This window comes from Paenibacillus sp. An7 (genome assembly GCF_009870785.1).
Lineage (GTDB): Bacteria > Bacillota > Bacilli > Paenibacillales > Paenibacillaceae > Paenibacillus.
In genome coordinates, this window is the sequence record NZ_WTWX01000001.1 from 45,913 (window position 1) to 70,747 (window position 24,835).

Annotated in this window: 24 protein-coding genes; 3 read left to right on the top strand and 21 right to left on the bottom strand. The window is 40.3% G+C overall.

Annotation, left to right across the window (positions count from 1 at the left end; translation table 11 throughout):
- Positions 1–45: 45 nt before the first annotated feature.
- The 17 genes from GQY27_RS00210 to glpX all read right to left on the bottom strand — a co-directional run bounded on the left by GQY27_RS00210 (position 46) and on the right by glpX (position 17,439).
- On the bottom strand, positions 46–957 hold the full coding sequence (locus tag GQY27_RS00210; RefSeq protein WP_160031513.1) for a type II CAAX endopeptidase family protein: 912 nt from the start codon (positions 955–957) through the stop codon (positions 46–48).
- 20 nt (positions 958–977) lie between these two features.
- The gene (locus GQY27_RS00215; protein WP_160031514.1) at positions 978–1,265 is read right to left on the bottom strand and encodes a hypothetical protein; all 288 of its coding nucleotides are present in this window, start codon (positions 1,263–1,265) and stop codon (positions 978–980) included.
- A gap of 130 nt (positions 1,266–1,395) precedes the next feature.
- Positions 1,396–2,052, bottom strand: coding sequence for a GAP family protein (locus GQY27_RS00220; RefSeq protein ID WP_160031515.1), 657 nt, complete (start codon positions 2,050–2,052; stop codon positions 1,396–1,398).
- Positions 2,049–2,828, bottom strand: coding sequence for a MerR family transcriptional regulator (locus tag GQY27_RS00225; RefSeq protein WP_160031516.1), 780 nt, complete (start codon positions 2,826–2,828; stop codon positions 2,049–2,051). Before GQY27_RS00225 ends, GQY27_RS00220 begins: the two co-directional genes overlap by 4 nt.
- Positions 2,829–2,852: 24 nt before the next feature.
- Complete coding sequence (locus tag GQY27_RS21425; protein WP_201450656.1) at positions 2,853–2,993, bottom strand: hypothetical protein; 141 nt, start codon at positions 2,991–2,993, stop codon at positions 2,853–2,855.
- A 259-nt stretch (positions 2,994–3,252) separates the two neighbouring features.
- Positions 3,253–5,094, bottom strand: a complete 1,842-nt coding sequence (locus GQY27_RS00230) for an FUSC family protein (protein WP_160031517.1) — start codon at positions 5,092–5,094, stop codon at positions 3,253–3,255.
- 154 nt (positions 5,095–5,248) lie between these two features.
- A complete protein-coding gene (locus GQY27_RS00235; protein ID WP_160031518.1) occupies positions 5,249–5,689 on the bottom strand; it encodes a MarR family winged helix-turn-helix transcriptional regulator in 441 nt (146 codons plus the stop codon).
- A 225-nt stretch (positions 5,690–5,914) separates the two neighbouring features.
- Positions 5,915–7,141, bottom strand: a complete 1,227-nt coding sequence (gene cntE, locus GQY27_RS00240) for a staphylopine family metallophore export MFS transporter CntE (RefSeq protein ID WP_236570412.1) — start codon at positions 7,139–7,141, stop codon at positions 5,915–5,917.
- 500 nt (positions 7,142–7,641) lie between these two features.
- Entirely contained in the window at positions 7,642–8,268 is a 627-nt protein-coding gene (locus GQY27_RS00245) for a polysaccharide deacetylase family protein (protein WP_160031519.1), read from the bottom strand.
- Between the two features lie 73 nt (positions 8,269–8,341).
- Positions 8,342–9,199 (bottom strand): carbohydrate ABC transporter permease, encoded by an 858-nt coding sequence (locus tag GQY27_RS00250; RefSeq protein ID WP_160031520.1) that lies wholly within the window; start codon positions 9,197–9,199, stop codon positions 8,342–8,344.
- 11 nt (positions 9,200–9,210) lie between these two features.
- Positions 9,211–10,080: a carbohydrate ABC transporter permease gene (locus GQY27_RS00255; RefSeq protein WP_160031521.1), complete on the bottom strand. Its 870-nt coding sequence runs from the start codon at positions 10,078–10,080 to the stop codon at positions 9,211–9,213.
- Between the two features lie 73 nt (positions 10,081–10,153).
- Positions 10,154–11,473 (bottom strand): extracellular solute-binding protein, encoded by a 1,320-nt coding sequence (locus GQY27_RS00260; RefSeq protein WP_160031522.1) that lies wholly within the window; start codon positions 11,471–11,473, stop codon positions 10,154–10,156.
- A 116-nt stretch (positions 11,474–11,589) separates the two neighbouring features.
- Positions 11,590–13,170, bottom strand: a complete 1,581-nt coding sequence (locus GQY27_RS00265; protein ID WP_160031523.1) for a response regulator — start codon at positions 13,168–13,170, stop codon at positions 11,590–11,592.
- On the bottom strand, positions 13,158–14,987 hold the full coding sequence (locus tag GQY27_RS00270; RefSeq protein ID WP_236570413.1) for a cache domain-containing sensor histidine kinase: 1,830 nt from the start codon (positions 14,985–14,987) through the stop codon (positions 13,158–13,160). Before GQY27_RS00270 ends, GQY27_RS00265 begins: the two co-directional genes overlap by 13 nt.
- Positions 14,988–15,312: 325 nt before the next feature.
- Positions 15,313–15,534, bottom strand: a complete 222-nt coding sequence (locus GQY27_RS00275; RefSeq protein WP_160031524.1) for a hypothetical protein — start codon at positions 15,532–15,534, stop codon at positions 15,313–15,315.
- Between the two features lie 74 nt (positions 15,535–15,608).
- Positions 15,609–16,130, bottom strand: coding sequence for a hypothetical protein (locus GQY27_RS00280; RefSeq protein WP_160031525.1), 522 nt, complete (start codon positions 16,128–16,130; stop codon positions 15,609–15,611).
- A gap of 190 nt (positions 16,131–16,320) precedes the next feature.
- Positions 16,321–17,439, bottom strand: a complete 1,119-nt coding sequence (glpX, locus tag GQY27_RS00285; RefSeq protein ID WP_236570414.1) for a class II fructose-bisphosphatase — start codon at positions 17,437–17,439, stop codon at positions 16,321–16,323.
- Positions 17,440–17,696: 257 nt separating this feature from the next.
- Here glpX and GQY27_RS00290 point away from each other — a divergent pair, with 257 nt between their 5' ends.
- A complete protein-coding gene (locus GQY27_RS00290; protein WP_160031526.1) occupies positions 17,697–18,482 on the top strand; it encodes a glucose-1-dehydrogenase in 786 nt (261 codons plus the stop codon).
- Positions 18,483–18,888: 406 nt separating this feature from the next.
- On the top strand, positions 18,889–19,449 hold the full coding sequence (locus GQY27_RS00295; protein ID WP_160031527.1) for a hypothetical protein: 561 nt from the start codon (positions 18,889–18,891) through the stop codon (positions 19,447–19,449).
- Positions 19,450–19,593: 144 nt separating this feature from the next.
- Here GQY27_RS00295 and GQY27_RS00300 read toward each other — a convergent pair whose 3' ends face one another.
- Both GQY27_RS00300 and GQY27_RS00305 read right to left on the bottom strand, forming a co-directional pair.
- Positions 19,594–20,382 carry an AAC(3) family N-acetyltransferase gene (locus GQY27_RS00300; RefSeq protein WP_160031528.1) on the bottom strand — a complete coding sequence of 263 codons (789 nt, stop codon included), beginning with the start codon at positions 20,380–20,382 and terminating at the stop codon, positions 19,594–19,596.
- A gap of 59 nt (positions 20,383–20,441) precedes the next feature.
- The gene (locus GQY27_RS00305) at positions 20,442–21,722 is read right to left on the bottom strand and encodes an SGNH/GDSL hydrolase family protein (protein WP_160031529.1); all 1,281 of its coding nucleotides are present in this window, start codon (positions 21,720–21,722) and stop codon (positions 20,442–20,444) included.
- Between the two features lie 356 nt (positions 21,723–22,078).
- Here GQY27_RS00305 and GQY27_RS00310 point away from each other — a divergent pair, with 356 nt between their 5' ends.
- Complete coding sequence (locus GQY27_RS00310) at positions 22,079–23,782, top strand: RICIN domain-containing protein (RefSeq protein WP_160031530.1); 1,704 nt, start codon at positions 22,079–22,081, stop codon at positions 23,780–23,782.
- A 143-nt stretch (positions 23,783–23,925) separates the two neighbouring features.
- Here the strand turns inward: GQY27_RS00310 and GQY27_RS00315 are convergent, their stop codons facing one another.
- Together GQY27_RS00315 and GQY27_RS00320 are read right to left on the bottom strand one after the other, a co-directional pair.
- Positions 23,926–24,234, bottom strand: coding sequence for a hypothetical protein (locus GQY27_RS00315; RefSeq protein WP_160031531.1), 309 nt, complete (start codon positions 24,232–24,234; stop codon positions 23,926–23,928).
- Positions 24,235–24,247: 13 nt separating this feature from the next.
- Positions 24,248–24,670, bottom strand: coding sequence for a hypothetical protein (locus GQY27_RS00320; RefSeq protein WP_160031532.1), 423 nt, complete (start codon positions 24,668–24,670; stop codon positions 24,248–24,250).
- Positions 24,671–24,835: the final 165 nt, after the last annotated feature.

The following is a 24,835-nucleotide window of genomic DNA, read 5'->3' on the forward strand; positions in this document are numbered from 1 at the left end:
AGGATTTATTTTTACTCGCTCATCTAATCCATAAATGATAGGTAGTTAAAGATAGTTAACTTTAATAATAAACACAGCTATGGACAATACAATAGGAAGACTCCAACCAAAGTAACGGAGCGGGGAAGATACATTCCTCTTCTGTTCCATCATTTCTTCAGACGGGTCAAATCGTATAAACAGCCTCCAGCAGATCATAAAAGCGAAAATAGAAGCAACGCCTGTTATCAATATGATTGCTGCACCAGGACCTCCAGGAGTAGAAATATTCTCAAGCATATCTCCGCTCTGAAGGTATGAGCTGATTACATAAGCCGAGTTTGTTATTAAATGAACAATCATCCCTGGAATAATAGAGCCTGATTTAATTACCAATAAAGAGGAAACAAGAGCCGCCCCGAATAATTCGATCAGCCGGTAAGGATTGTCATGGAACAAGGCAAATAGAAAAGAGCTCATCACAGCGGAAAACCATATTCCATGTCTTGCATACCCGGTAATGAGAACTCCCCGAAATAACAGCTCCTCACATATAGGCGGGATTATCCCGATACTCAGCAGAAGAATACAAAAGGAAAAGATTGAATCCGCAACCGGATAGTGTGATGTTTTATAAGATGCTCCAAGCAAGACGGATACCACTTCCGTAATCTGGTGAAAAAATAGCAATATGATTTGACTGAGTGCATAAATCACTAAAGAGAGTAAGATATTTTTAAATGAAACTTTATGTAGCCTGAATACGGTACGAAGAGATATATGCCGGTACCGGCACCAGATTACAGCGGGTAACACATTTAGTATAATTTGTCCGACTGCCACATAGCCCAGAAATAAGAATAGATTATCGTGATGCAGGTTTCCATTCGAACTCATCCATCCAGACAGTATGATGCCAGTGACATAGGATACGAAAAATATCCATCCTGCATTCTTCATTGTCAGTCTATTAGTCATGTGCCACATCCTTTATCATCTTAGCAGTAGTCAATCCGAATCGGGTTGATTAATTGATTATCACTTAAAAAATCTTCGACTTCTTCTATCGTTTTCAATCCATTTTGACAAACAAAAGTACCTGCGATTTGCAAATCAGAATCTATGAAAGCAACTCCCGCGTTTACTTCAAATACATCATTTTCAATAAGATAGATAAACGGTGCTTGTGGAGTAAAGTGAATGAGTACACTATAGAGACTTGGGTCTGTGCTTTGTTCTACATATTTTGACGTTTCAAGGTCTTGAGATTCATTCCATCCAACCATAAAAATCCCTCTATTCTCATTGATTTTTTCTTTTTAATAATTGAATCAATATCTAAACATCACGGATCCAATGAATGTTTCTTTCTTTAACAATAATTCTCTAATAATAAACTCCGTTCTCATTTTCTAGTTATAAATAATCCACACTATATAGCATTAATAACAACCCGACAATACACATGATCCACGAAGCGAATGAGCTTGAATTCTTCGTCACCTGATTTTGGATGAACTTTAAAGGCTTCTGCATTACTGAACCTAATAACATATATAACATGTACAAAATGAATGGCGGGAGTACCATGACTACATTATAAGCGAACAGTAATGGGAGCCACTCATACCATATCAAACCTGAATTAGTCATAAGCGCAATGGCAGTGAAATAAGGAAGAGCTGTCCCCACTTCTACAAGTGATGTGGTAACACCTAGAGCAATCATTGTCGAATTCGTTTTGGTTATTGGACTTGTATAGGAAGACTTCTTTCTTTTCGGAACATAAAAGCTCCAAATAAACAAAATCCCCCCTACAATAAATAGCATCCAGCTGACCAGACGATTCTGTAAGAACGTAGAGAACACATCGAAAAAGAATCCAAATCCTAACTTGATTGCCACACCTGCGCTAAAATAAAATCCAATGACTGTAAATAAATATACCATTAATTTTAAGCCTACTTTTTTCTTTTCAGTTAGAAGTAAATATACAGTGATCCCTAATGTGGCTGGACTAAGGGTATCGAGTAGGGATAATCCACCGATCATGAGTAACAACTCAGTGTTCATGTGCGCCCTCCCTCCCGGTTACTTGTTTGTATATCGTTAGTAATGAAAATTTCGTAAGCCTGATCCATATATTCAAGAACTTCGGTTTTCATAGGATATAATCCAAGTTGTTCAGACGCTGATGGATTTTTTCGCATTTCCCATAACTTATCGATAAAAGCGTCTTCACCTCCATACTCTGCTTCTTGTTTCTCCAGCATTCTCCGAATAATATTTTGCACACAAGGCGATGAGAACGGTTCCTTACACGTATAGTATTTTGTTATTAGGCCAACAAGGGCTATCCATTCCATAGACTCAGGATTTCCCGCACTCATTTTCGGCAGTTTAGCCCATAGACCCAGTTCAGCATCCGTAAATGTCGATTTTCTATATTTATCAAGTCCTCTTTTATCTTGCAAAGATAACTTAATTAGTTGTTGAATTGCTTTTTCCTGATTTCCTTCTTCGACGGCAATGCCACTTATTAACGCACGTAAGGTTTGCTCCATTTCATTTAACCTTGATTGTTCTCCCAAAATAAATATTAACTGATTGGCTAACCCATCACCCCAATTCCACTCAGGATCAGTTAACATCTCTTTAATATCTGAAAGCCGATACCCCATGTTTTTATAAAATTGAATTTGCTGAAGCTTTTGTAGATCTCCCTCTGTATATAGCCGATGTCCGCCTTCCGTTTTAGAGGAAGATGCCAAAAGTCCAATTTGTTCATAGTAACGCAGCGTTCTCACTGTAATATTCGTTTGCTCTGCTAAGTTTTTTATATGTATCATTTTCTCATGCCTCCAAACTTCTGATTACTTCCTACTCATCATGAAATTAATTAGATAGCCTGCTCCAAGTCCGATACCTACCGCTGGAAGCGGGTGATCAATAAAAAGACCAATTCCTGCACCGATAATTACGCATCCATATATAATCATGTCTTCTTTCTTCATGTTCCCATCCCCTTTTATTAAGCGGTTTCTATTCAATGATTATCAATAGTGCCATTATAATGAATGACGTTACGTCACTTTCAAGCTTTTATTTCAAATATGGTCAAAAGCTAACCTATAAGAAATGTGTTAACATTTCTGTGGTCGTTTGACTGTCCAGGATAATTGGTTGAAATCTTTCGTCACATAAATAAAAAAAGCGCCTCAGGATTGATTTCCTGCGACGCTTAATATTCAGTATTCTTTTATACAAGTAAAATTAAAATCTCGTAAAATTCAGTGAAGAGTCAAGGACTCGAAGTGAACGCTTTAGCTGCATAATGTCTTCATATATCGAAGGGAATTCAGGCAACGCAGGCATGTTCATAACTGGTTTTTTATTATTTTCAATAGATTCCGCAAGCACTGAAAAACCATGTTGATACTTCTCAATTCGATCACTTGAAACATGATTAATAGGGTTATCATTACGAGACGCAGCTAATAACATGTAGCCCAGATGTAAACTATCACCTACAGCAGGCCATAAAATAGTGGTTCGTGCATTTCTTCTCATCGATTCAGCAAAAGCATTATCATACACAAGTCTCAGCTGAATGAGCGAATTTTGAAGTTTTTCTTCGATTGATTTTCTAACCCCAATACTTTCACTGTTTAAAATGGCAGCTAAAAGCTCACCTTCTCTTTCTACCGCCTCTTTAAAAACAGAAGGTAATCTTTTTGAAGCTGTTTTCCTCCATAACCAGGTAATGCCGACCATAGCTACCGCACTTCCTATGATAATATCAACGATCCGCGCAGAAATGAAAAATTCGCTTGTCAATTCAGGTTGTAAAGTCGAACCGATTAACAAAGTGCTCGGTGTAATAAAGATAACAGCTAATGAATAGTTCCGACCATAGATTAACTCAACAACAAACTGCAGAGTGGCTAGTATTAGCGGAACCGCTACGAATTGAGGGTGCAACCATAATAACATGGCACCTACAATAATGCCGATGATCGTACCCAAAGAGCGCTGCATACCTCGATGAAGACTCGCCACATACGTTGCTCCGCCCATAACCGATGCGCTGGATAGAGGTACCCAGTAAGACCGGTCGAAATGAAAGCCATACGCAATCGCAGCTGAGATAACAAGAATAATTCCGTATCGAAGTGCGATAAAAGGAGCATTGGATCCAGAGGTAAACACATTTCTCCATAGTACGCGAATTCCTGTTTTCGTTTTGTAGTCCTTAGGATCTGTTTTAAGATCAAAGGCATTTTTTGAGTTTACCTCAACAGCCATCTTAATGTTAAGACACAGGTTCTTTATCGAATGATTTAATTCATTTTCAAAGGTGGGCACCGCAAAACCTGATTCGTTCTCTTTTCCAAGCAACTGATCACCTATGATTTGTAAAGCACTGCTGAGTTGTTCCTCTACTTCATGTTTTGGCAGTAAGGAGATATCAAGTATGGAAAGGAAAATCTCTCTTGCCTGTGTATTAAGAGCTCTTAATTTCTCTGTATATGGTTTGTCTTTCCGTCCGAACCACTTGGAATTCATTAATGTACGATCTGCCTGTTGCATGAGAGAGGCCGTCTGGTGCTGCAGATCCGTAAACTGTGCGGTCCCCACAGCAGATAGTAGATTTGCCAGACTATAATATACTGCAGAACTTGCTTTACTCTCCGTACGATGAGGATTCTTAATAACTCCAGCCATACCTACCATCCAAGCAAACATTCCGCCAAGAAGTAGAATAAGACAATCCTGCAAAATCACATGCAGATCTGCTGTCATAGAGGTACCAACTGCATACGCAAGAACAAAGAACATTCCGCTTGGTCCCGTAATCTGATAAACCGTAAACATAAGGGTAAATAATCCCCCTACGATCCCAAACATAAGCACCGTTAACATTGTATTGTAAGAGCATAATGCTCCCAGCGCAAAGGATACTGCGAGTCCAAGAGCAACCCAAAATAATCGAACAGCACGCTGTTCATAGGTCTCATTAGATACATATAAAAAAGTGAATCCTCCTATAGAAGCCAAGATTCCTAAGGCAGGATTCCCCATTAATACGCCCAGCAGGGATGGTGTACCCGACACTAATTGCAGAACCTACTCCTCTAAACCAGTTCAAAGGAATAGGCTTTATTTGAAAAGCTTCTTTGTACATGGGTCTCTTTGGGAACGTGTGTTTTGCACGCCGCCGAGAGCTATAAGCATTATGATTATTCATCTTGTCTACCTCGATTCAAAACTATATATCCATATCGTTCGTTGCATTTTTCTCAATCTGTTGAAGTACTTTAGTAAAAATCGTTAATTCTTCATTTGATATTCCTTCTAGAACTTGTTCGAATAGGTGTTCCAAATGAACATAGACTTCATTTCTTAGGTTTGTTCCTTTTTCAGTAATAAATATGAAGTAGGAGCGCCGATCTGTGTGATTCGTTTTGCGAATAATGAATTGACCTCGTTCCAATATATCTAGGATCTTCGCCAACGTTGCGGGATCCTTGTCTGCGATGGAGGCGAGTTCTTTTTGTTTAATACCATCATTTTCATAGAGTCTTTTTAGTACGGTCCATTGCTCAGGTGTAATGGAGTACCTTTTCAGATGACCTGTTAAAAAACGAAGTAAAGCTCTACTGGTTTTCGTTATGGAATACCCGTACATTTCTTCTGTGCTAAGATTCATCGGCAACCTCCTTTTCTAATTCGTATGTATACAAATAATATGTATGCTAATTAATTATAATTAAAATATTATCAAAATTCAATGCTTCTGCCAACTTACACCCCTTTACTTAAGTCGTAACAAAACAATCCTTGCTCAAAAAAAAACACACTTAGCCCCCTTGAGCCTTCAAGGGAGCTAGTCATTGCAAATAAGAGTTTTCAACTTTCATTACATAAGTTCTATTCAGTTTGGCGCTGCTGATTGGGCCCTATTCCCTGCTTCCATCTGCTCTTTGAAAACCAATACCAAGATTAAGGCAATGATGGAAAGAAGCGTACAGATCGTAAACATCATGGAATACGAGCTGCTCTGTACAACCAAACCCATTACAAGTCCGCCCAGAGAGAAACCCAAATCATACGAGGACATAAAAATGCCCATAAGCACATATCTGGATTCAGAGGGGAGCACAAAAGACAAATAGGTAGTTAATGTCGGGTAGATAAATGCCACGGCAAAACCGCTGAGTACCGCGGACAGGTAAACTAGCGCTCCTATCGTCTCCATTAGTGCGAGTAGCTGGGTTCCCAGTGCAGCACATAACAGCAGACCGGCTATTAGCCAGGTGTTCCAGCTGCCGTCTGACGGGATTTTTTTACGTAAAATGAATCTGCATAAAATCACAATGAGCCCCTGAATCGTTAGAAACACTCCCGCACTCGCTTCCCCGGTCGATACCATGTACAAAGGAAGAAAGGTCGCAGTTGCCCCAAATACACACGAGGCAAACAACATGACAACACTACTAACTAACAGTGGGGTGCTACGCCAGATACCACCGAATGAACGTACCATGTCTCTCAGCGTATATGATTTGTTTTGCAACGTAGTCTGCGGTAAATCCACCTTGTGTCCAATGATAAGCGGGAAAATTGCGAGTCCAATCATCAGCACAGTAAACCAGATATTGTTTGCATCTTCCCAAATTTGAATAGCAAGTATGGGGATGACCAGTGAAGGGACCATCGTAAACAAGGTATACATCGACAGACCTTGTGCCCGGTCTTTATCCTCCAGCTTTTCTACAATCCCTGCCTGCATTGTCATGGAGAAAAACGCAGTAGCCACACCCTGCAGTGCCCGTAGCCAAAGATACATTTCCACTCCAGAGAAGATAAACAATAGCAGCGTTGAAGCATGTAAGATCAGCAGCCATTTCATCACACGAAGCGGCCCATATTTCCCTAGAAGCCCCGCCGCAAACGGTCTTAGGAGCATACATGTAAACATGTACGCCCCCATCATGAGACCAATTTCAGCCTGGTTTAATCCCGCAGCCTCACTCCGCAAGGGGAGAATAATAGTCAGCGCCGAATTCGCAGCGAAAAACAAAAAAGCTAACATATAAAACCGGATAAAAGAAAAAGATATCGGATTTAATTTTCCATTGGTAGTTACAGAAGAATTCAAAACATCGTCCCCACTTTCTTTATCTAGCAGTCAATCCACAGACATAACTTTGACTGGTTTTCACCGTTTATGGCAAACCAATCATCACTTCTGCTAGGATAGCATAATTTAACTACTTAAATGAATTGGAGGAAAATCCAGCGAACGTCCCATAATTACTAAAATATAAATTTTAGGATACTACCAAAGATTCGACTGCGATTGTAAAAGCAAAAAAAACCGCTGATCATTATATCGAGATCAGCGGATTAATAATTTAATTTACATTATTCTTTCCATTGTATTTCGTAGTATGAGGATCACGGTTTCAGCTAAATAAACGCTGAAGCTCTTCTACTTCAAGACGGGTCACGGGCTTTTGTCATGACCGAGACACTTGGCATAGGAATGTGGACATCCGTAATCTTGATTTTACTTTTTCCGAAAATCAACATTACCCAAATAACTGACCTAACTAGAAAAAGGAACAGAAATATATCACTTCTGTTCCTCCTTCATTTTTAAGAGTGATTCGTAAGATGGAGCAACTCACTTACGGTCAAGAAACGATATCCTTCATGATGAAGTTCATCCACTAGGATCTTGACAGCCTCAATCGTTTGAGCACGCTCACCATATCCGTCATGGAATATTAAAATGCTGCCATGATCGATGGTCGGTCTTGTATGATCCAAAATATAATCAACACCTGGCTGCTCCCAGTCCTTTGCTCCACCGTTCACTGTACCAATAGCGGTATATCCGAACTCCCCCGCGAGTGCAAGGATATCCTCATTAACCGAAAAATACGGAGGTCTGAAATTTAGTACAGGCTTTCCTGTTAGATGGCGAATTTTCTCATCTGCCTGTTGCAATTCTGTCCGCACTTCCTCTAGCTTTAGCTTGGTTAAATCAGGATGTGAGAAGGTATGATTGGCAATCTCATGCCCAGCAGCATGTACTTCTCTAGCGATCTCCTCATATGCATCCATTTCCTGGCCGATCATAAAAAATGTCGCTTTGCCATTAACATCGCGAAATATGTCCAGCACTTGTTTGGTATAAAGCGGATGAGGTCCATCATCGAATGTAAAGGCAACCACTTTTTCCTGAGTAGACACCTTATGTACTATAGATAACTTGGTCATAACTAGTCCTCCAACTATTTAGTCAAATTATGAAATCGATTTCTATCTATAGATATTCTCGCTTTAGAAGGTCTTATCCTTTAACTGCGCCCGCAATCATACTTTGCTGCACTTGTCTATTGAGTATCAAGTAGATCATAACGGTCGGAAGTGTAGTAATCATAAGTCCGGCTCCAATAATTCCCCACTGTGTAATATAAGTCCCTACCATGGACATCATTCCAACCGTAAGCGTCTGATAGGATTCTTTATTAATAAACGTCACTGCAAACATAAGTTCATTCCAGCAAGATAGGAACGTAAATATCGCTACAGTAGCAATGGCAGGACGTACGAGCGGTAATATAATGGAGAAGAAAGTTCTATAAATGCCGCAGCCATCCATGACCGCCGATTCTTCCATCTCCCTTGGGATCCCTTTATAGAAGCTGCCCAGTATGAACACTGCCATAGGAATTCCAAAAGCTACATACGGTATAATCAAAGACCAATAAGTGTTTAATAAATGCAAGTTCTTAAGTACCATAAAGAGCGGCAGAAGCGTTGCCTGAATGGGTACCATCATTCCTAGAAGGATGGTTGTCATTGTTATGCTGCTGAGTTTCCAGTTCATTCTTGTGATTGCATAACCCGTCATAGAGGAAAGAATTAGAACAAGAAGGATGGAAACAGAGGTAACAAGCACACTATTGAAAAAGTATGTTAGCACATTACCGTCTGATAGAGCCTTCGAGTAGTTGCTCCATAGAAATTTGTCAGGCAGCCCTAGAACATCTCCACTGAATATTTCACTATTATCTTTCAGGGAGAAAAAGGCCAGCCAGATCAGGGGATAGATCTGTACAATAGCAACAACAATTAAAAAAGCTTGTATTATGATGTTTCTAATAAATGTCGTTTTTTTCCGCAATCGTACTTCTGCTGTTTTCATTTTTCTCCCTCCTATTCTATCTTGAAAAATTTATTGATAAGAACAGTAACCACTAAACATTCCAAAATGATAAAGACGGAAATAGCACTTCCGTAACCATATTGATACGTTCCGAAAATGGTCGTGTACATCAAGGTGCTCGGCACTTCAGTAGAGAAAAGCGGACCGCCTCCTGTCAGTACATAAATCAGATCAAACACCTTAAAGGCACCGATGACCGAAAAGACGAGACAAACTTTAAGAATCGGTTTCATTAGCGGTATGGTAATAGCAAAAGCAGTCCGCATGCGTGAAGCCCCGTCCATTTTGGCAGCTTCAAATATATCTTGAGAGATCGACTTCGCTCCTGCATACATTAACAACATGTGATAACCCATATACTGCCACAAGGTAGGGATAAACGATGCCGCAAGCGCAGTATCCTTCTGTCCTAGCCAATCTTGGGCCAGACTCGAAAGACCAATGTTCTCGAGCATTGTATTTAAAAGGCCATAATCCGCATTATAAATTTTCGACCATAGCTGCGCGACAACGACCGTCGAAATGAGTACCGGCAAGAAATATACTGTTCGGTAAAACCCCTCTCCTTTCACGGACGATGCCAGGATCAGTGCAAGTAAAAGAGAGATAGGCAGCTGAATGAAAATAGAGGCTGCTGCGAACAACAATGAGTTATATATGGATTTTAATGCTCGCGGATCCTGAAACATCTGCGTGTAATTGCCCAGTCCAATAAACGTACCTTTGGAGATGCCATTCCAATCCAGTAAACTGTAATATGCAGAGACAACGATCGGAATTAATACGATTGTACAGAATAATAGAAGGGTAGGCAGGACAAATATCATAATGGCCTTCTTGTTAGAAAATACCGAATTCATGCTGATCGTTCTCCTCTCAAAGATAAGGTCAGGGAAAGTCCCTGACCACATCTCATTTGGGTTTATTCACGGATCAAAGTTTCAGTTCTGTTGGTTTAAGCTGTGCCATCTGTTTGCAGAATTCTTGAGGCGTGATGTCTTCTGCGAGAAGTTGAGCGATTAAGTTTTTGTGTGTTTCTGCAGAATCTGCTGGGAGAATATTGTCCCACCATGCAATAAACGAAGTTGCTGTCTTCATGATATCTGCGGCAGAGGTATCGAGAGTGGAAAGGCTCGAAGTATCCAGTCCATCAATATTCCAGCTAGGAAGTCCTGCGCCGGCAAGATATCCCTGTGTTCCAAGCTGCTCGCTCAAATACATCAAGAACTCAACTGCTTCTTTAGGATGCTTCGTGGTGTTGCTGACATAGAAACCGTCAACGGCTCCGCCGAATATTTCCGTACTTTTACCTTTGCCGTCTTCAAAAGTTGGGAAAGGGATCACTTGGACGTTCCCTTTTACAGCCGAGGACGGGTCTTCGATCCCCGCATTAACCCAGTTGGCTTGGAACATCATAGCTCCATTCCCTGCGTTGAACGCGCCTAGCATTTCATCATAACTCATGCTGAACATACTGCTGTTAAAGGCGCCTGCCTTAGCCAGTTCTTGCATTTTGGTTGCAGCCGCCACAAACTCAGGAGAGTCCCATTTGGATGGATCTTTAAATGCCTCGATCACAGCTTCATTTCCAGCTTGCCGCATCGCAATAATGTCATACCAGTACATGCCCGGCCAGCGGTCTTTTTCTCCAATAAGAGCAGGCGTAATGTCTGCCGCTTTCAATTTTTCTACGGCCTCAAGCAGTTCCGTATAAGTCGTTGGAACTTTGGCACCCGCTTTGTCAAATAAGTCGGTATTCACGTATAGATTAGCAATATGCGTGTAAACCGGCAGGGTATAAATTTTGCCATCCACTTCAATGGCTTCCGCCATACCCGGTCCCATCTTCGACTTAATGTCATCTGTTAAGTAACTGGATATCTCCAGAACATTGCCTGATTCGATATAAGGCTGCATAAAACTGCCGCCTCCCATACCGTAAAAAAGATCAGGCGCTTCGCCTGCGGCGAGCGAAGTCTTTACTTTCGTTTTATACTGCTCACCTGTCGTTCCCGACCGATCAACCTGGATATCTGGATGTTCGCTATTCCATTTCTCGATGATCTCAGGCAGCAGCTTCGCTGACGGATCCGTATTTCCTACGGACTGATCCCACAGCGTCAGCTTTATGGAACCGCTTGCATCTTTGTCTGCTGATTTACCTTCGGATGAACCAGCAGAGCAGGCAGCGAGACTGCCTGCAATCCCCATTGCCAGAACGAGGCTCATTGATTTTTTTAATAACGCTTTCATTTTCTGACCTCCCTAAGTGTTTTTACGCTTCTAAAGGACATTATAGGGAAGCTCCCATGTTTACTCCATTCAAAATCCGCACATTCCCTTTTAAAATTCGAACATCTTTCCCTTTATCATTTACCGATTCGATACTCGTTCATAGACCTTCCCATCGTTTTCTTAAATAAGACACTGAAATAATGCGGATCGATGATACCTACCCTTTCTCCTATTTCGTATCCTTTTAAATCGGTCGTTTTCAGTAGATGCTCTGCTCTTTTCATGCGAATATCTGTAAGATACTCGACAAACGTCTGACCCGTTTCCTTCTTCATAAGTCTTCCCAAGTGTCCTGGGCTGATAAAAAATACAGCAGCGGTGCTTGCAAGTCCCACATTAGGATCCCTCATATGATTCTCTAAGTACGCTTTCACCTGACTGATCAGATTACCTGCTTTGACCTGATTCTTCATGTTAATAATATTTGAAATGGTAAGAACGTAACTTTCGAGTATTCTTTTTAGTTCTGGCAGATTATCCGCCGTTAGAATGGAAACGAGTGTCTCTGTATTCAACGTATGCTCGTCCTCGATGCCCCGCTCCATCGCTGCGCGCTGGCACTCTGTAATCACATCCATGGCCGCCGTACGGAACTGCCCTGCACTGGAAAATGAAGCATCAAATATTTGTGTTAACATCTGAGCCGCCCTTTCTGTCGAACCGACGCTGATATAGAAATGCAGCTCCTGAAGAACCTCTGGCTTAGATCGGTAATGATCTTCCCTGCCTTCCATGATATCTTTGAAGCAGACCACCTGATTATGACCTGCAAAAATTTTATAATGAAGTGCCCTGTTCGCTTCTTGATAACTGAGATGAACTTCTTCGATATTGCCGCGCTTTCTCCCAATTCCGATGTTTACGAAACATGGAAGTGAATCTATGAGAATTAATTTAAGGGACTCACAATCGTCGACAATCCTTCCATCTCCGCTAAATGAAATAATTACAATACGGCCCTCTGTTTCGGATAATATAATCACTTCTGAATCTCGTGAAAAAAATGCCTCTATTCGTTTTTTGCATTCCATTCCGAGCAGAATCAGTTGTTCCTCCGTCTGCTTCTCTTGGGATGTAGAGATTTCTATAATAGCTAGCTGGTATGCGGCTCTGCAGTTGAACATAGGAAATCTAAAGAATTCGGCTTTCTCATGAATTTCTTCTATAGAAAGAGTTCCTTTAAGCCATTGATATAGAAATTTTTCTCTGAGATAGGGAAAATTCTGCTCCAATTCTTGCTTCAGCTTCTCCAGTTCTAGATCCCGTCTACGTTCTTCATTAATTATACGTTTTAACTTTTCGGTAACATGGAGTAAATCGGAAGCTCGAATCGGTTTAAGAATAAAGTCAGAAATTCCAATTTTAATACTCTGGTGTGCGTATTCAAATTCATCATGACCAGTAACAACGACAATTTTAATGTCCGGATATTTTTTTAACACTCTGCTGCTAAACTCAATTCCGTTAATATAGGGCATATAAATATCTGTGAAAATGATGTCTGGTCTCTGTTTATCTACCATATCCAGGGCTTCCTGAGCATTTGAAGCTTCACCTATAATGATCAAACCTTGCTCTTCCCAATTCATGCGCATTCTAAGGAGACTTCGAATCAGATATTCATCATCCACAATTAAAACTTTCAATTTTCCCACGAGGTATCCACTCCATTCGGTATCGTAAGTGTAATATGTGTTCCTTTCCCCGGTACGCTGTTAATATGTATACAATCCTTGTTGCCATAAAATATACGCAATCGTTCCATCGTTCCCCATAGTCCAAAACTCTTGATTTCTCCCTTTCTCTCCGTAGTAAGAATTTCCTCAATTTGTTCTTTCGACATGCCAATCCCATCATCAGATATGGTTATTATTACTACATCCTCCGCACTTCGTGAACTGATTCGGATTGTACCTTTTGTTCCACTGGGCCTTATCCCATGATAAAGCGAATTTTCAACCAATGGCTGTATAATCAGTTTGGGAATCGGGGACTGACAGCTGTTTTTATCTACATCAAATTGTGCCTCAAACGCATCTTGATAACGTACCTCCTGAATTTTTAAATAATTACGAACCATCTCTATTTCTTCACCGACTGTGATTACCTCTCGTCCTTTACTCACACTGATGCGGTAATAGCTTCCCAAAGCTTCAACCAGCTCGCATACCTGTTCGTTTAATCCCAACATGGCGAGTGAAGATACGGAGTCCAGCGTGTTATAAAGAAAATGCGGTTTGATTTGGGACTGGAGTACATTTAGTTCTGCCTTCCGAATTGTTTTTTGTTCTTCCATCATGCGCTTGAGCAGTTGATCAATTTTTTCTATCATGTGGTTATATCCGTTATATAGTTGTTCAAATTCATAACTATTAAGCTCTACGTTTATTTTCATAAAGTTACCGCTTTGCGCCCTGTTCATGGAACGAAGAAGCTTATGAATTGGATTAATAATACTGCGTGAAATGATAAATGAGCTCAAAAAGAAGATCACTCCATTAACCACCAGCAAAATCAGCGCAAGAAGAACAAGCGATTTATTGGTAGACTTCGTCGTATTGTACGGTGTGATGCTCACAAATTTCCATTGATTCTCCTCGCCCAAAACATACGAAGTCGTATATCTCTGTGAATTCAAACTCATTGTAAGGACTCCTGATCTGTTTTGCTGAAATTGCTCTTCAAATCGGTCTTTGTTTGTTGCAAGGATTTCTTTAAAGACGGCATCACTTTGAGCTTCAGCGGAATCAGCTACGATGATCTCATTGTTTTCATCTAAAATAGCAATTTCAAGCAGGTTTTGACGGAGCAAATGAGAATAGGCCTGTACAAAAGCATCGTCTTTAATATTAATAACAAGAATCCCAAGACGAGATGTATTGTCTATGTCCCGAATCAAACGAATGAAGGATACGAAGTTTCCATCAGGATCACTCTCTGAAAAAGTTCCGCTGCCATTTAATCTCAGCATATACTTTCCTTTATTTTGTACCACTTGCTCATACCAGGGAGCATCGTCTAAATTTACTCCCGTTAAATACGGTGATTCCTCTGTCTCTACTGAGAAACGATGGCCTGAATTATCAAAAATATGAACAGAGTCAATCACTGGAACCGCTTGCATAAGATTGTACAAATAAGCGCTGACTTTAGACTGGAGTTGAAGGTTGGAATAGACGTTTCCTTGCCTTAACAAGCTTTGCAGGTTAGGATCTGAAAATATCATTTTGGAATAGTTATTTACGTTGTCGATCATTAAATCCACATTTGCCTGTATAGAAGTAATGGTCTGCAGTGATGCCTCATTTACTTTTTTCTGAGCTGAATTGGTAGTTATTTGATACAAGACCAAGTAACTGAAACCGACGGTAATTAAAATGACCAGGAAATAAGAAAAGGATATTTTAAAAGCTAATTTTCTAGGTTTGTGGTGAAATAAAGATCTTATACTTCTTATCATCTGATTTGTCACTATACAATCCCCCACCTCTTATGTTATATCTCGCCTTTTTAAATATAATCTGAATCAACTACATAACACACATGGAAATGGTGAAATTGTAACTATATGTTTAAAGAAGAAACATGCTCTTCTAGATCCAGCACAGATTATAGCAACTAAAGGTTGTATGAAATTGTTTTTAGTGTCAGAGTAATAAGAAAAAAGCCGCCATTAGCGACTTCGTTTTGTATGTATTAAGATAAACAACCTTTTAAGTTCATGCATTGAGAAGGAATGAAATATAAATCATTTTTTCTAATGTTCTTCTTTAAGTATTTTTCACGTTACTCTCTGTTCATCTCGTGTATCTTTCAACATCATCAGTGTATGTGTTTCTCTTATATTGATCCATCTCCGAATTGACACTATTCTTCACTTGTACGATCGTTCCCCACCCTGAGATAACTAACAAGAGAACTCCCATTAGTGCATATGCGAGAGTGAAGTATTCCAAATAAAAATTTAATACAATACCGCCAATGACAAGAATCAAGCTGCTCCACAAGATCCACTTCATAATGCTTCCTCCTAATAAAACGATTGAAATTCTTACTTTATTATTCCTTCTACGAAATATTTAAAGAAGCGTTTCTAATCCCGCATGATTTCTACATTCGTCACCCTATCTTGTTCGTCAAAATCAAACACAAGCCACTCACTATCAATAGAAATAAAGCCACGCTCATTGCCAAGATAATACACCGACCGATTAGGTGCTTGAAAATAGGCAGTTTCCGTTTCTTTGCCAAGTATTGATTCTATCGATAATGCATCCATACCAACAAAGTCGTATTTTGCTAACAGGTCGTCTACCATCCAAACACGGTTCTCCGGCTCAGCTACCCAATGAACCATCGTAAAATGTGATTTTTGCTCATGCACCCATAATTGGTACACAGCTCCCGCAAAAATAGTTAAACATATCACTAATGCTGCATGGGTGCCCCAACTGCCTGCTTTCCGATTGACCATATATAATGCAATCAATAAGATAAGTGGCAATACTATACCGGTAATACTGAACAGATTAAAAGTGCTATGCATCAATTGAATCCAGCAATAATAACCCGCGAATAAAACAATGAATAATAACACATATATTCTCCACATCATTTTCACAGTGCAGCCCACCTTTCTAATTTGAGATCTACAAGCAAGGAAAAGTATAAGCAAGATGATTGTACCATCGTGAACCTTTTATTATTAAAAATAGCGCTTATGGTCTTCTTCTATAGAATAAGGAATTCTAATGTTCGAAGACCACAAACGCATATTCTGCTCCATACTCAAACAGGTCTGAACATCAGCCTTTTTTCGCTGTTTCTATCACTGGCCCTTGTCCTGATTCTCTTACTGTTACTTTCAATGACTCAGCGAGACTCTCCTCTTTTTGTACATTCACCTGCTGCTTAAGTTCACTCGCTTCCTCCGATTCCTCTGCCGCTTGTGCTTTTCTAACCTTATGAAGTACTTCCTTCCCTGGAAGGAAATGCTGTGTTCGTATGTAGCGAATTGTTTTGGTTTTGACTCTCATGACAATGGAATGTGTCTCCGCTCTGTCGTCAGCAAGATATCGTACTCCCCCGAGGATTTCACCAGGGGTCACTCCGGTAGCCGCAAAAATAACATCGTCCTTGCCGATCATGTCCTCCATCGTAAGCACTCGATAAGGATCAGCAATTCCCATCTTCAAGCAGCGCTGAAATGCATCCGCATTAGCAGGCATGAGTCTTCCCTGGATTTCGCCGCCAAGGCAAGACAACGCAGCTGCCGCAAGTACTCCTTCAGGTGCTCCACCTGAACCCACATAGATATCAATACCTGCTTCGGGAAATGCAGGTGCCATGGCTCCTGCCACATCACCGTCACTCAAAAATTTAATTCGAACGCCCACCTTCCGTAGTGTCTTGATAATGCTCTCATGACGATCACGATCCAAGATCATTACGGTCAGGTCAGAAATATTTTTGTTTAACTCTGCAGCAGCTTTGCGAATGGTCACATCTATGGGATCCTCAATACTTACTTTTCCTACAAGTGCAGGACCAACAGCGAGCTTTTCCATGTACATATCGGGCGCATGAAGCAAATTTCCTTTATTCGCAACTGCGATAACGGAGAGTGCGTTGTTAAGTCCCTTCGCTACAATTTCCGTCCCTTCCAGAGGATCGACTGCAACGTCCACTTCAGGACCCTCACTGTTTCCAACCTCTTCGCCAATGTAGAGCATGGGCGCTTCGTCCATTTCACCTTCTCCAATGACTACGGTTCCCTTAATAGACACCGAATCGAACATGGCGCGCATCGCCAAAGTCGCTGCCTCATCCGCACTGTTCTTATCACCTCTGCCCATCCAAGGAGCAGAAGCCAATGCTGCAAGTTCGGTTACCCTAACGATCTCAAGCGCCAATTCACGTTCCACTTATCTACACACCCTTTCTCCTGTTTGAGACTTATGATAATAGAAGTAGAATCATAAATCTACCAATACGTTCCATGTTTTGTGTGTAAATGGATGAAAATTGGATGAATATTTCTTCATACTTTTTTAAAATTAGCCTGCTTTCAGAATCACAATACCTCATGATCTTTAAAATTCAAAGCTAAACTGCTTACTTTTATGTAAAGAGTTTAATAATAAATAGACAGCTAAACTTATTCATTCTTCAGGAGGTTACTATGTATACAGAATTGGAAGGCAAAACAGTCATCATTACGGGTGCATCTACGGGATTAGGAAAAGCAATGGCACTAAGATTCGGCCGGGAGAAAGCAAATGTAGTCATTAATTATCACAGCAAAGAAGAAAACGTGAAAGAAATCATTCAAGAAATCGTCCAAAATGGAGGCCGTGCGATCAGTCAGAAAGGCGACGTTTCAAAAGAAGAGGATATAAAAGCACTGATACAAAGCGCACACGAAAGCTTTGGGTCAGTTGATATTTGGGTTAATAATGCGGGAATTGAGAACGAAGTTCCATCGGAAGAAATGACACTCGAGAACTGGAAAGAAGTAATGGATGTAAATCTGACCGGTACCTTCTTAGGATGCCGTGAAGCGATCAGTTACATGCTGGACCATCAAATTAAAGGGAAAATAATTAATATATCTAGTGTTCACGAGCAGATTCCATGGCCTCATTTTGTTCATTACGCAACTAGCAAAGGCGGCGTCAAATTAATGACCGAAACACTGGCACTTGAATTTGCACCTAAAGGTATCCGAATCAATAATATCGCGCCAGGTGCTATTGAAACCCCAATTAATGCGGTGAAGTTTGCAGATCCAAAATCGAGAGCCGCTGTTCAAGATCTGATACCGATCGGTTATATTGGGAAGCCGGAAGAAATTGCATCCGTAGCAGCTTGGTTAGCTTCAGACGAATCCAGCTATGTGACGGGTACTACCATTTTTGCTGACGGAGGAATGACGAAATATCCTTCCTTCCAAGGCGGTAATGGTTAAGTTAACGTATATAACTAGATCTTTCTTCGCATTTTATTCTATAGAAATGAGATTTGCTATAACAGTTGAAAATATAAAGGCGTACAAATAATAACTTTAGTTGTTATTCGTACTCTTTTTATTCTATTCTTATCGATTAGTTCGATCAATTCCCTCTTTTTTCTGCTTCCTCTATACTATCAAATCTTTGCAAGACACTATTAATCTCATTAACATCTCCATGCAATTAGTTTCCTAGGTTTCTTTCTATTCTTTTTGCTTATTTCAACCCTCTAATCATATCCCTTTTTCATAGATTCTACTTACAATTATTGAGGAAATAGTATTAAATAGATAAAACAAACTATAAGGACTTCTATCTTGCTTAAAATGTATGGTATGATCGTTGAATAAGGAGAGGATTTTTATGCGTAAGAAGAAAACTTGGATCATCCTTCTAGCTTGTCTTGTTGTGCTTTTCTTCGGAGGAAAGTGGGCATATGATACCGTAATTCATACGGCTGCAAATCAAATATCAGCAGAACTAGCTAAGCCGGAAGTAGAACAAGCAATTAATCAATTGAAAGAAGAGTATTTAACAGGTGACTCCAAAAATCTAACAAACGATTTAAAAAATATAGCAAATGAAAACAAAGGTATAACTCAAGATGAGATTAAAGGCTTAACCAAAAATGATACTTCAGATATAACTAAGAACACGAACAATTCAACAAACAATACTGCGAAAGATAACACAGTAGAAACCTCCTCTAAAGATAATAAAGAGGACAAAGAGGATGCGGTGTTCAAAAATCAAGATGAGGCTTTAAAATTCGTCGTCAGCCGAGTATCCGTATCTGATCTAAAATATGTCAAGGAAATCGCATCTGAAGGGCTTACCGAAGAAAACAAACAGAAACTACAAAAAATGGCGCTAGAGAATTTCACAGTTGAAGAAATCGAAGCTGTACTCGAAGCGTTACAATAAAAGTTCATATCTATTCGTACATGGTGCTAAACGGTACCAATCTAAGACTAAATGAGCAAATAATCAGATAAAAAGCAACCACACCTTAATAAAGTGGTTGCTTTTTACGTTTTCTTCTATAGCTTTATTGTAGATATTTAAATATTACTGAACGGACTTCACTAATAAGTACTCACGATCCAAGGGGTTATTATCTGAGAATAAATCCGGATTTGCTTCAAGCATTTCAGTGATGATGCTCGCCGTCTTAGCTGCATCACATACCCTGACAGTGGCATCTCCAAGCTGTCCTTTAACCATCGCACCGTTATTTTCAAGAACCTCATCTACTTTCCAAAAATGCTCTGACCACGATAACCCGCAATGTCTGCGGGACGGTACAGAAATTTCGGTTCCATCGGGTAAAACGGTGTAAAGCATCTCATGGGTATCGGTTAATCTGCCTGGTATGTCCACCCACTCTTCCACTCCGTGAACAAAGGTGTTGCGTTTTAAATCGACCCCAACTAATAATATAGTCGCTTTTCGATCTAATAGTTTTCCCCATGCGGAACCTCTAGCACATGGAGTATCAAACCGATGATCATCCTTAGTAAACTCTACTGCATCCTGACCTAATGCTGCCACCGAATGAGTAGGATGTAAGGAACGCACAACATCTTGCCGTTTACGAAAAAGCTCAGGCAGGATTCCAACACAGGAAGGTGACTGTTCCACATTAAATCTTGGGTTATCTCCATTTATGTACGACCATGTGTGGGTTGGCAGCACCAACAGACCGTCCTTCATATATCCTGAAAACGCATCCAAAACTGTTTCTGCACCGCCCTCGACCGGCCCGATACTCTTCATCGAAGAATGTATCAATAACGTACCTTGCCTATCAATGTTCAGCTCTTCTAATTGTTTCATTAAACTTTCTACCGTGTACATGTTTATCCCCCTCTCTGTGGGCTATTATATCAAACTTGCAGTACCGCGGTAACCTTTACTTATGAAACATAGCCGAATCCTAGGATTGTAAATCGCTTATTTTCCTGTCTTTCTTCCATTCTAATCTCAATCGTATGCTCATCCGTTTCCTGTTCATTGTATAATAAAATCGCATTACAATGAGTCCAATTCACCTTATGCGGATCCGCTGTCCTTACCCGTTTACCATTGACCCAAATACTTGCAGTTCCAAAATCCTCATTTCCCGAGTCTTTAAAAACCATGATGAGCCGTTTGCTTCGCAAGGTCATCTTAAAATAGTGTTTATCTGATGTGCTTGTATGCATCCAATTATTAGGAAATAATATAGTACCAAACGAATGATCATCCATCTCTGCCTTCTGCAGATCAGTATCTACCTCCTGAAAACCACCTTCATCAATTACAGCAATATGGTCGCCGTTCAGGCGATCCAGCAGTTTTATGTCTACAAAATCATTTCCGATCAGCGGCGGCTTCCCACTTGCATCATCTTCTATGTCAGGTAAAGATCGGTCGACCTCTTCAAATAACTTTCCAAGACAATCGCTCATGATCTGATGCCCTGCATTCGTTGGGTGATAAATATCGTAAAAAAAATCTTTTTTAGAAATGACGTTTCCTTGTTCCTTGGTCCACTGAAATTGATCTACTACGGCATCCTTCACACTAACCATAGGCAGCTCATAATGCCAGCCGACAGGAGCGAGCCGATCTTGAAGATTCCAATCACTTTCAAACACGCTAAACAATAAGATGACCGCTGGCTTGTTTTCTGCACCAAGTGCTTTAAGGACAAGACTTTCGTAACAATTCCCTTTTGTCTCATCGTCAGCATCATTTACAGCAAACTCTATGATCACGATATCCGGCTCGGCTGCACCATCTCTCAGCACATCTCGTTCATAACGGACAATCCCAAGCTCTGAGGGCGTCCCCCCCACACCTGCTTTAATCAAGCGTACGGAGCTCTCATCTTCTCCAGCGAACATACGCTTAAATAGATCATATGACCGGTAAGCATAACAATTTAGATGAAGCGGCACTGCACCCGCCCCGTGAGTAATCGAACCTCCAATAAAAGCCACCGTGACAGGCTCACCACGTTTTGCTTTCTCAATTGCCTTTTTCAGTCTATAGTTATTTCCTTTGCTTAAAAGCGACTTATCTATCATATTACGATAGGCTTGTGATTCAAAATCAATTGCAGGCTCATCCAAAGATGAAGGAACTTGGGAGGGATCGCGCGGTGCTGTCGGACCCTTCGCTTCATTCATTGAATCCTGTGCAGAGTTAGACATGTATCATCATCCTTTCGATTGCGTTTTATTAGGGATCTTCTAAGTAATCATAATGGTTTTTGGTGTGCCGGTTTACGCGTTCATCCCATTATTGTATCTGTAATTTTCATTTACGCCTACCTGCCAATATTGGTTTGAATCATGAATCTATCACACATCAATATTTTGACAGGTTGTTATCTTCTCTAATAAGATTGTACACTCCTTTTGCAAGCGCATACAATACTGGGTTATCTAGTTGCTTTGATGATATCTGCACTAGATACTCTTAGAAATGGAGGTGATTTTCCTTATATCCAGCAGCCAAAGTCACACATACTTGGAACGCAAAAAATCATGAAGGAGTTGACTGATTAATGCAGAGGAGAAGTATGATCTGGACAGTAAAATGCCTGCTCGTGGTAACCCTTATGATCCCGATATTACTGAACGGACAGACGGCAAATGCATGGGAAGGTGTGCCTGCACCAAAGCTTCACGTTAGTGGAAACCAGCTGGTAAACAGCAGCGGCCAAACGGTTTTATTAAATGGATGGCATCAACCAGGGGGCTCCTACTGGACTTACCAGGCTAGTAATTACTATTTAGATCGTAACGGCGGTAACCGACATGCAGCAATTTTGGAATATTTAAAGGATATTACGAATACGTTTACCGACACTTCTCCGAAATATGGAAACAGCCATGGATGGTATATGAATCAGGTTCGCCTATTTATCGACAGAGAGGACATGGGCGATGTTGCAGCAGGCACATACAATTTTGCTGGTGCACAATCATTTACGCAAAACGTCCTTATTCCTTATATTGAATATGCCAAGACTAGAGGCGTTTATGTAACAATCGGACTCGATTTTACACTGAAAGACAATCAAGCCACCACGAAAGAAAATCTTGATAAGTTCAATCAAATCTGGGGCTATCTTGCCTCTGAGCCGAAGATTAAGAGTGCAGATAACGTGATGTTTGAACTCGTTAATGAACCAGTGCTGTCTTATGCTAACGGAAAATGGGGAGGTCATCCAGGCCAATCTGATTTTGTAGATCACTGGCGCGCACTTAATGATTTCCAGAACTCCATGATCTCAACGATACGAAGCAAAGGTGCAGATAATGTGATTTGGGCTGCAGGATTAGGCTGGGATCAGTACTATCAGCTGTGTGCATCTCACCCGCTAACCGATCCGCTGAACAACATCGGGTATTCTGTCCACTGGTATCCAGGTTATGGTGCCAAAGATGACTATACAACCTTGCAACAGCAATGGGATACCAATATCAAGCCTTGTGCTGATAAATATCCTATTAATATTACAGAAACAACTTGGTTCAAAACACTTCCTGGAGATTCATCCTATTGGGAGCTGTTTAATGGTTCCAATGAAGGTTTTGGCAAAAACACAAAAGCAATCTTCACGACTGCAGGCAATGTCAGTATTGCCGTTCATATGAATGGGTTTTTGCTTGGCACAGGCCCAAGAAGTACTTTTGCAGACCCAACGGCCGGTTTGTTGTATGACGGAAACACTTCTCGGGATGGCATGGCTCGCTTTATTTTCGAATGGTATTATGAGCGTGCGCAGATGAACCCTTGGAATGGGGTCTGGAACGGAATCACATCCGGCAGCACCTATAAACTAATCAATCGAGCTTCTAGTAAAGCCATTGACGTGCCTGGAGGTCAGAACACAAATGGACTACAGCTTCAGCAGTGGCCTGATAATAATGCAACAGCTCAGCGCTGGGTAGTTCAGGACCTAGGCACTTACAACAATTTTTACAAACTTAGCAGTGTAAGTTCAACCGATCATAAAGTCATGGATGTACGAAACGGAACGAAAAACAACGGGGAACCGATTCAGTTATGGGAGGACTTAGGCAATACTGCGCAACAGTTCAGATTAATTAAACTAAGCAGCGGGTATTGGAGCATCCTTAATATGAATAGCAATAAGGCTGTAGAGGTAGCTGGCTCCTCAACGGCTGACGGGGCGAAGCTACAGCAGAACCTTTACCGCGGTAATCTTAATCAACAATGGCAATTAGTCAAAGTAGACTAAGGAAATGATTGGATTGTAAAGATCACACAATAAAACACGAAAATATATACAAAGAAAATAACCGGAACTGAACCAAGTTCTGGTTATTTTTCTATTTTACCTACTACTAGACTTTACATATTAGCTGTGATCTTCAACACCAATTAAAAAGATATTGTTGCTTCTGGCACGATATCACCAGTATTTTTGACCCTAACTGCAACTTTATCCTTATATTTGTCAACATTAAGCCAGCCGATAAAATCATCTGGACCAAACACATTTACATAATCAGCAAATGATATCTCTCCATCACTTTCCACAAACTCTGTATATATTCTAAATGGGTGATTTCCTTCGATCGTTCTCATCCAGCTATCAAATTCATGTTTTAATTTCTCTAAATTAGTACCAACCTCATCGATTACATTATAGTAAAATGGATCATCATGTATCATAATTGCAATAATCATAATAGTAATCACCTCATGTCAGTTTTAGGATTTTCATTCCCTCAATTAATCCGGGAGCGAGGGTTACTACCGATAGAAAGTATTCTATTAAATCCTCATACGTAAGCAGCGCGATATACCTACTATGCTTATTTAGCAGTTCTTCCTCATTCTCTTTAATATCAATTACAATCATTTCTACCGTATTATTATAAAAATAATGTCTTTCCCCTCTTTCGTGAATTCCAATGGAAGCTACCGCATAAATAGTTTTCAGATCTTGAAGCTCACAATTCGAGAGAACTTGTTCTAGTATCGATTTTATGGTTGTGATATTTATCTTCTGTTGAAAATCAGAATTTTGTTCTGGTGAAAAAAACATTTCTGATTGTCTATAAGTATCAATGAGCTGATTAATAATCTCGACATTTTTTTGTGCGATCAGATACATTATCATTTTTCACCTCCTTGGACGTACTATAAAATTGATTCAACTAATAAAAAAAGAGCATCTCCCTATGATGGGTTACGGATGAGGTGAAACCTCAATCCCCATCTAGAGAATACTCTAAAAAGAAAGTTTAAGAGGGAAGCGATACAAGACTCCCCCTTAAATGATTCT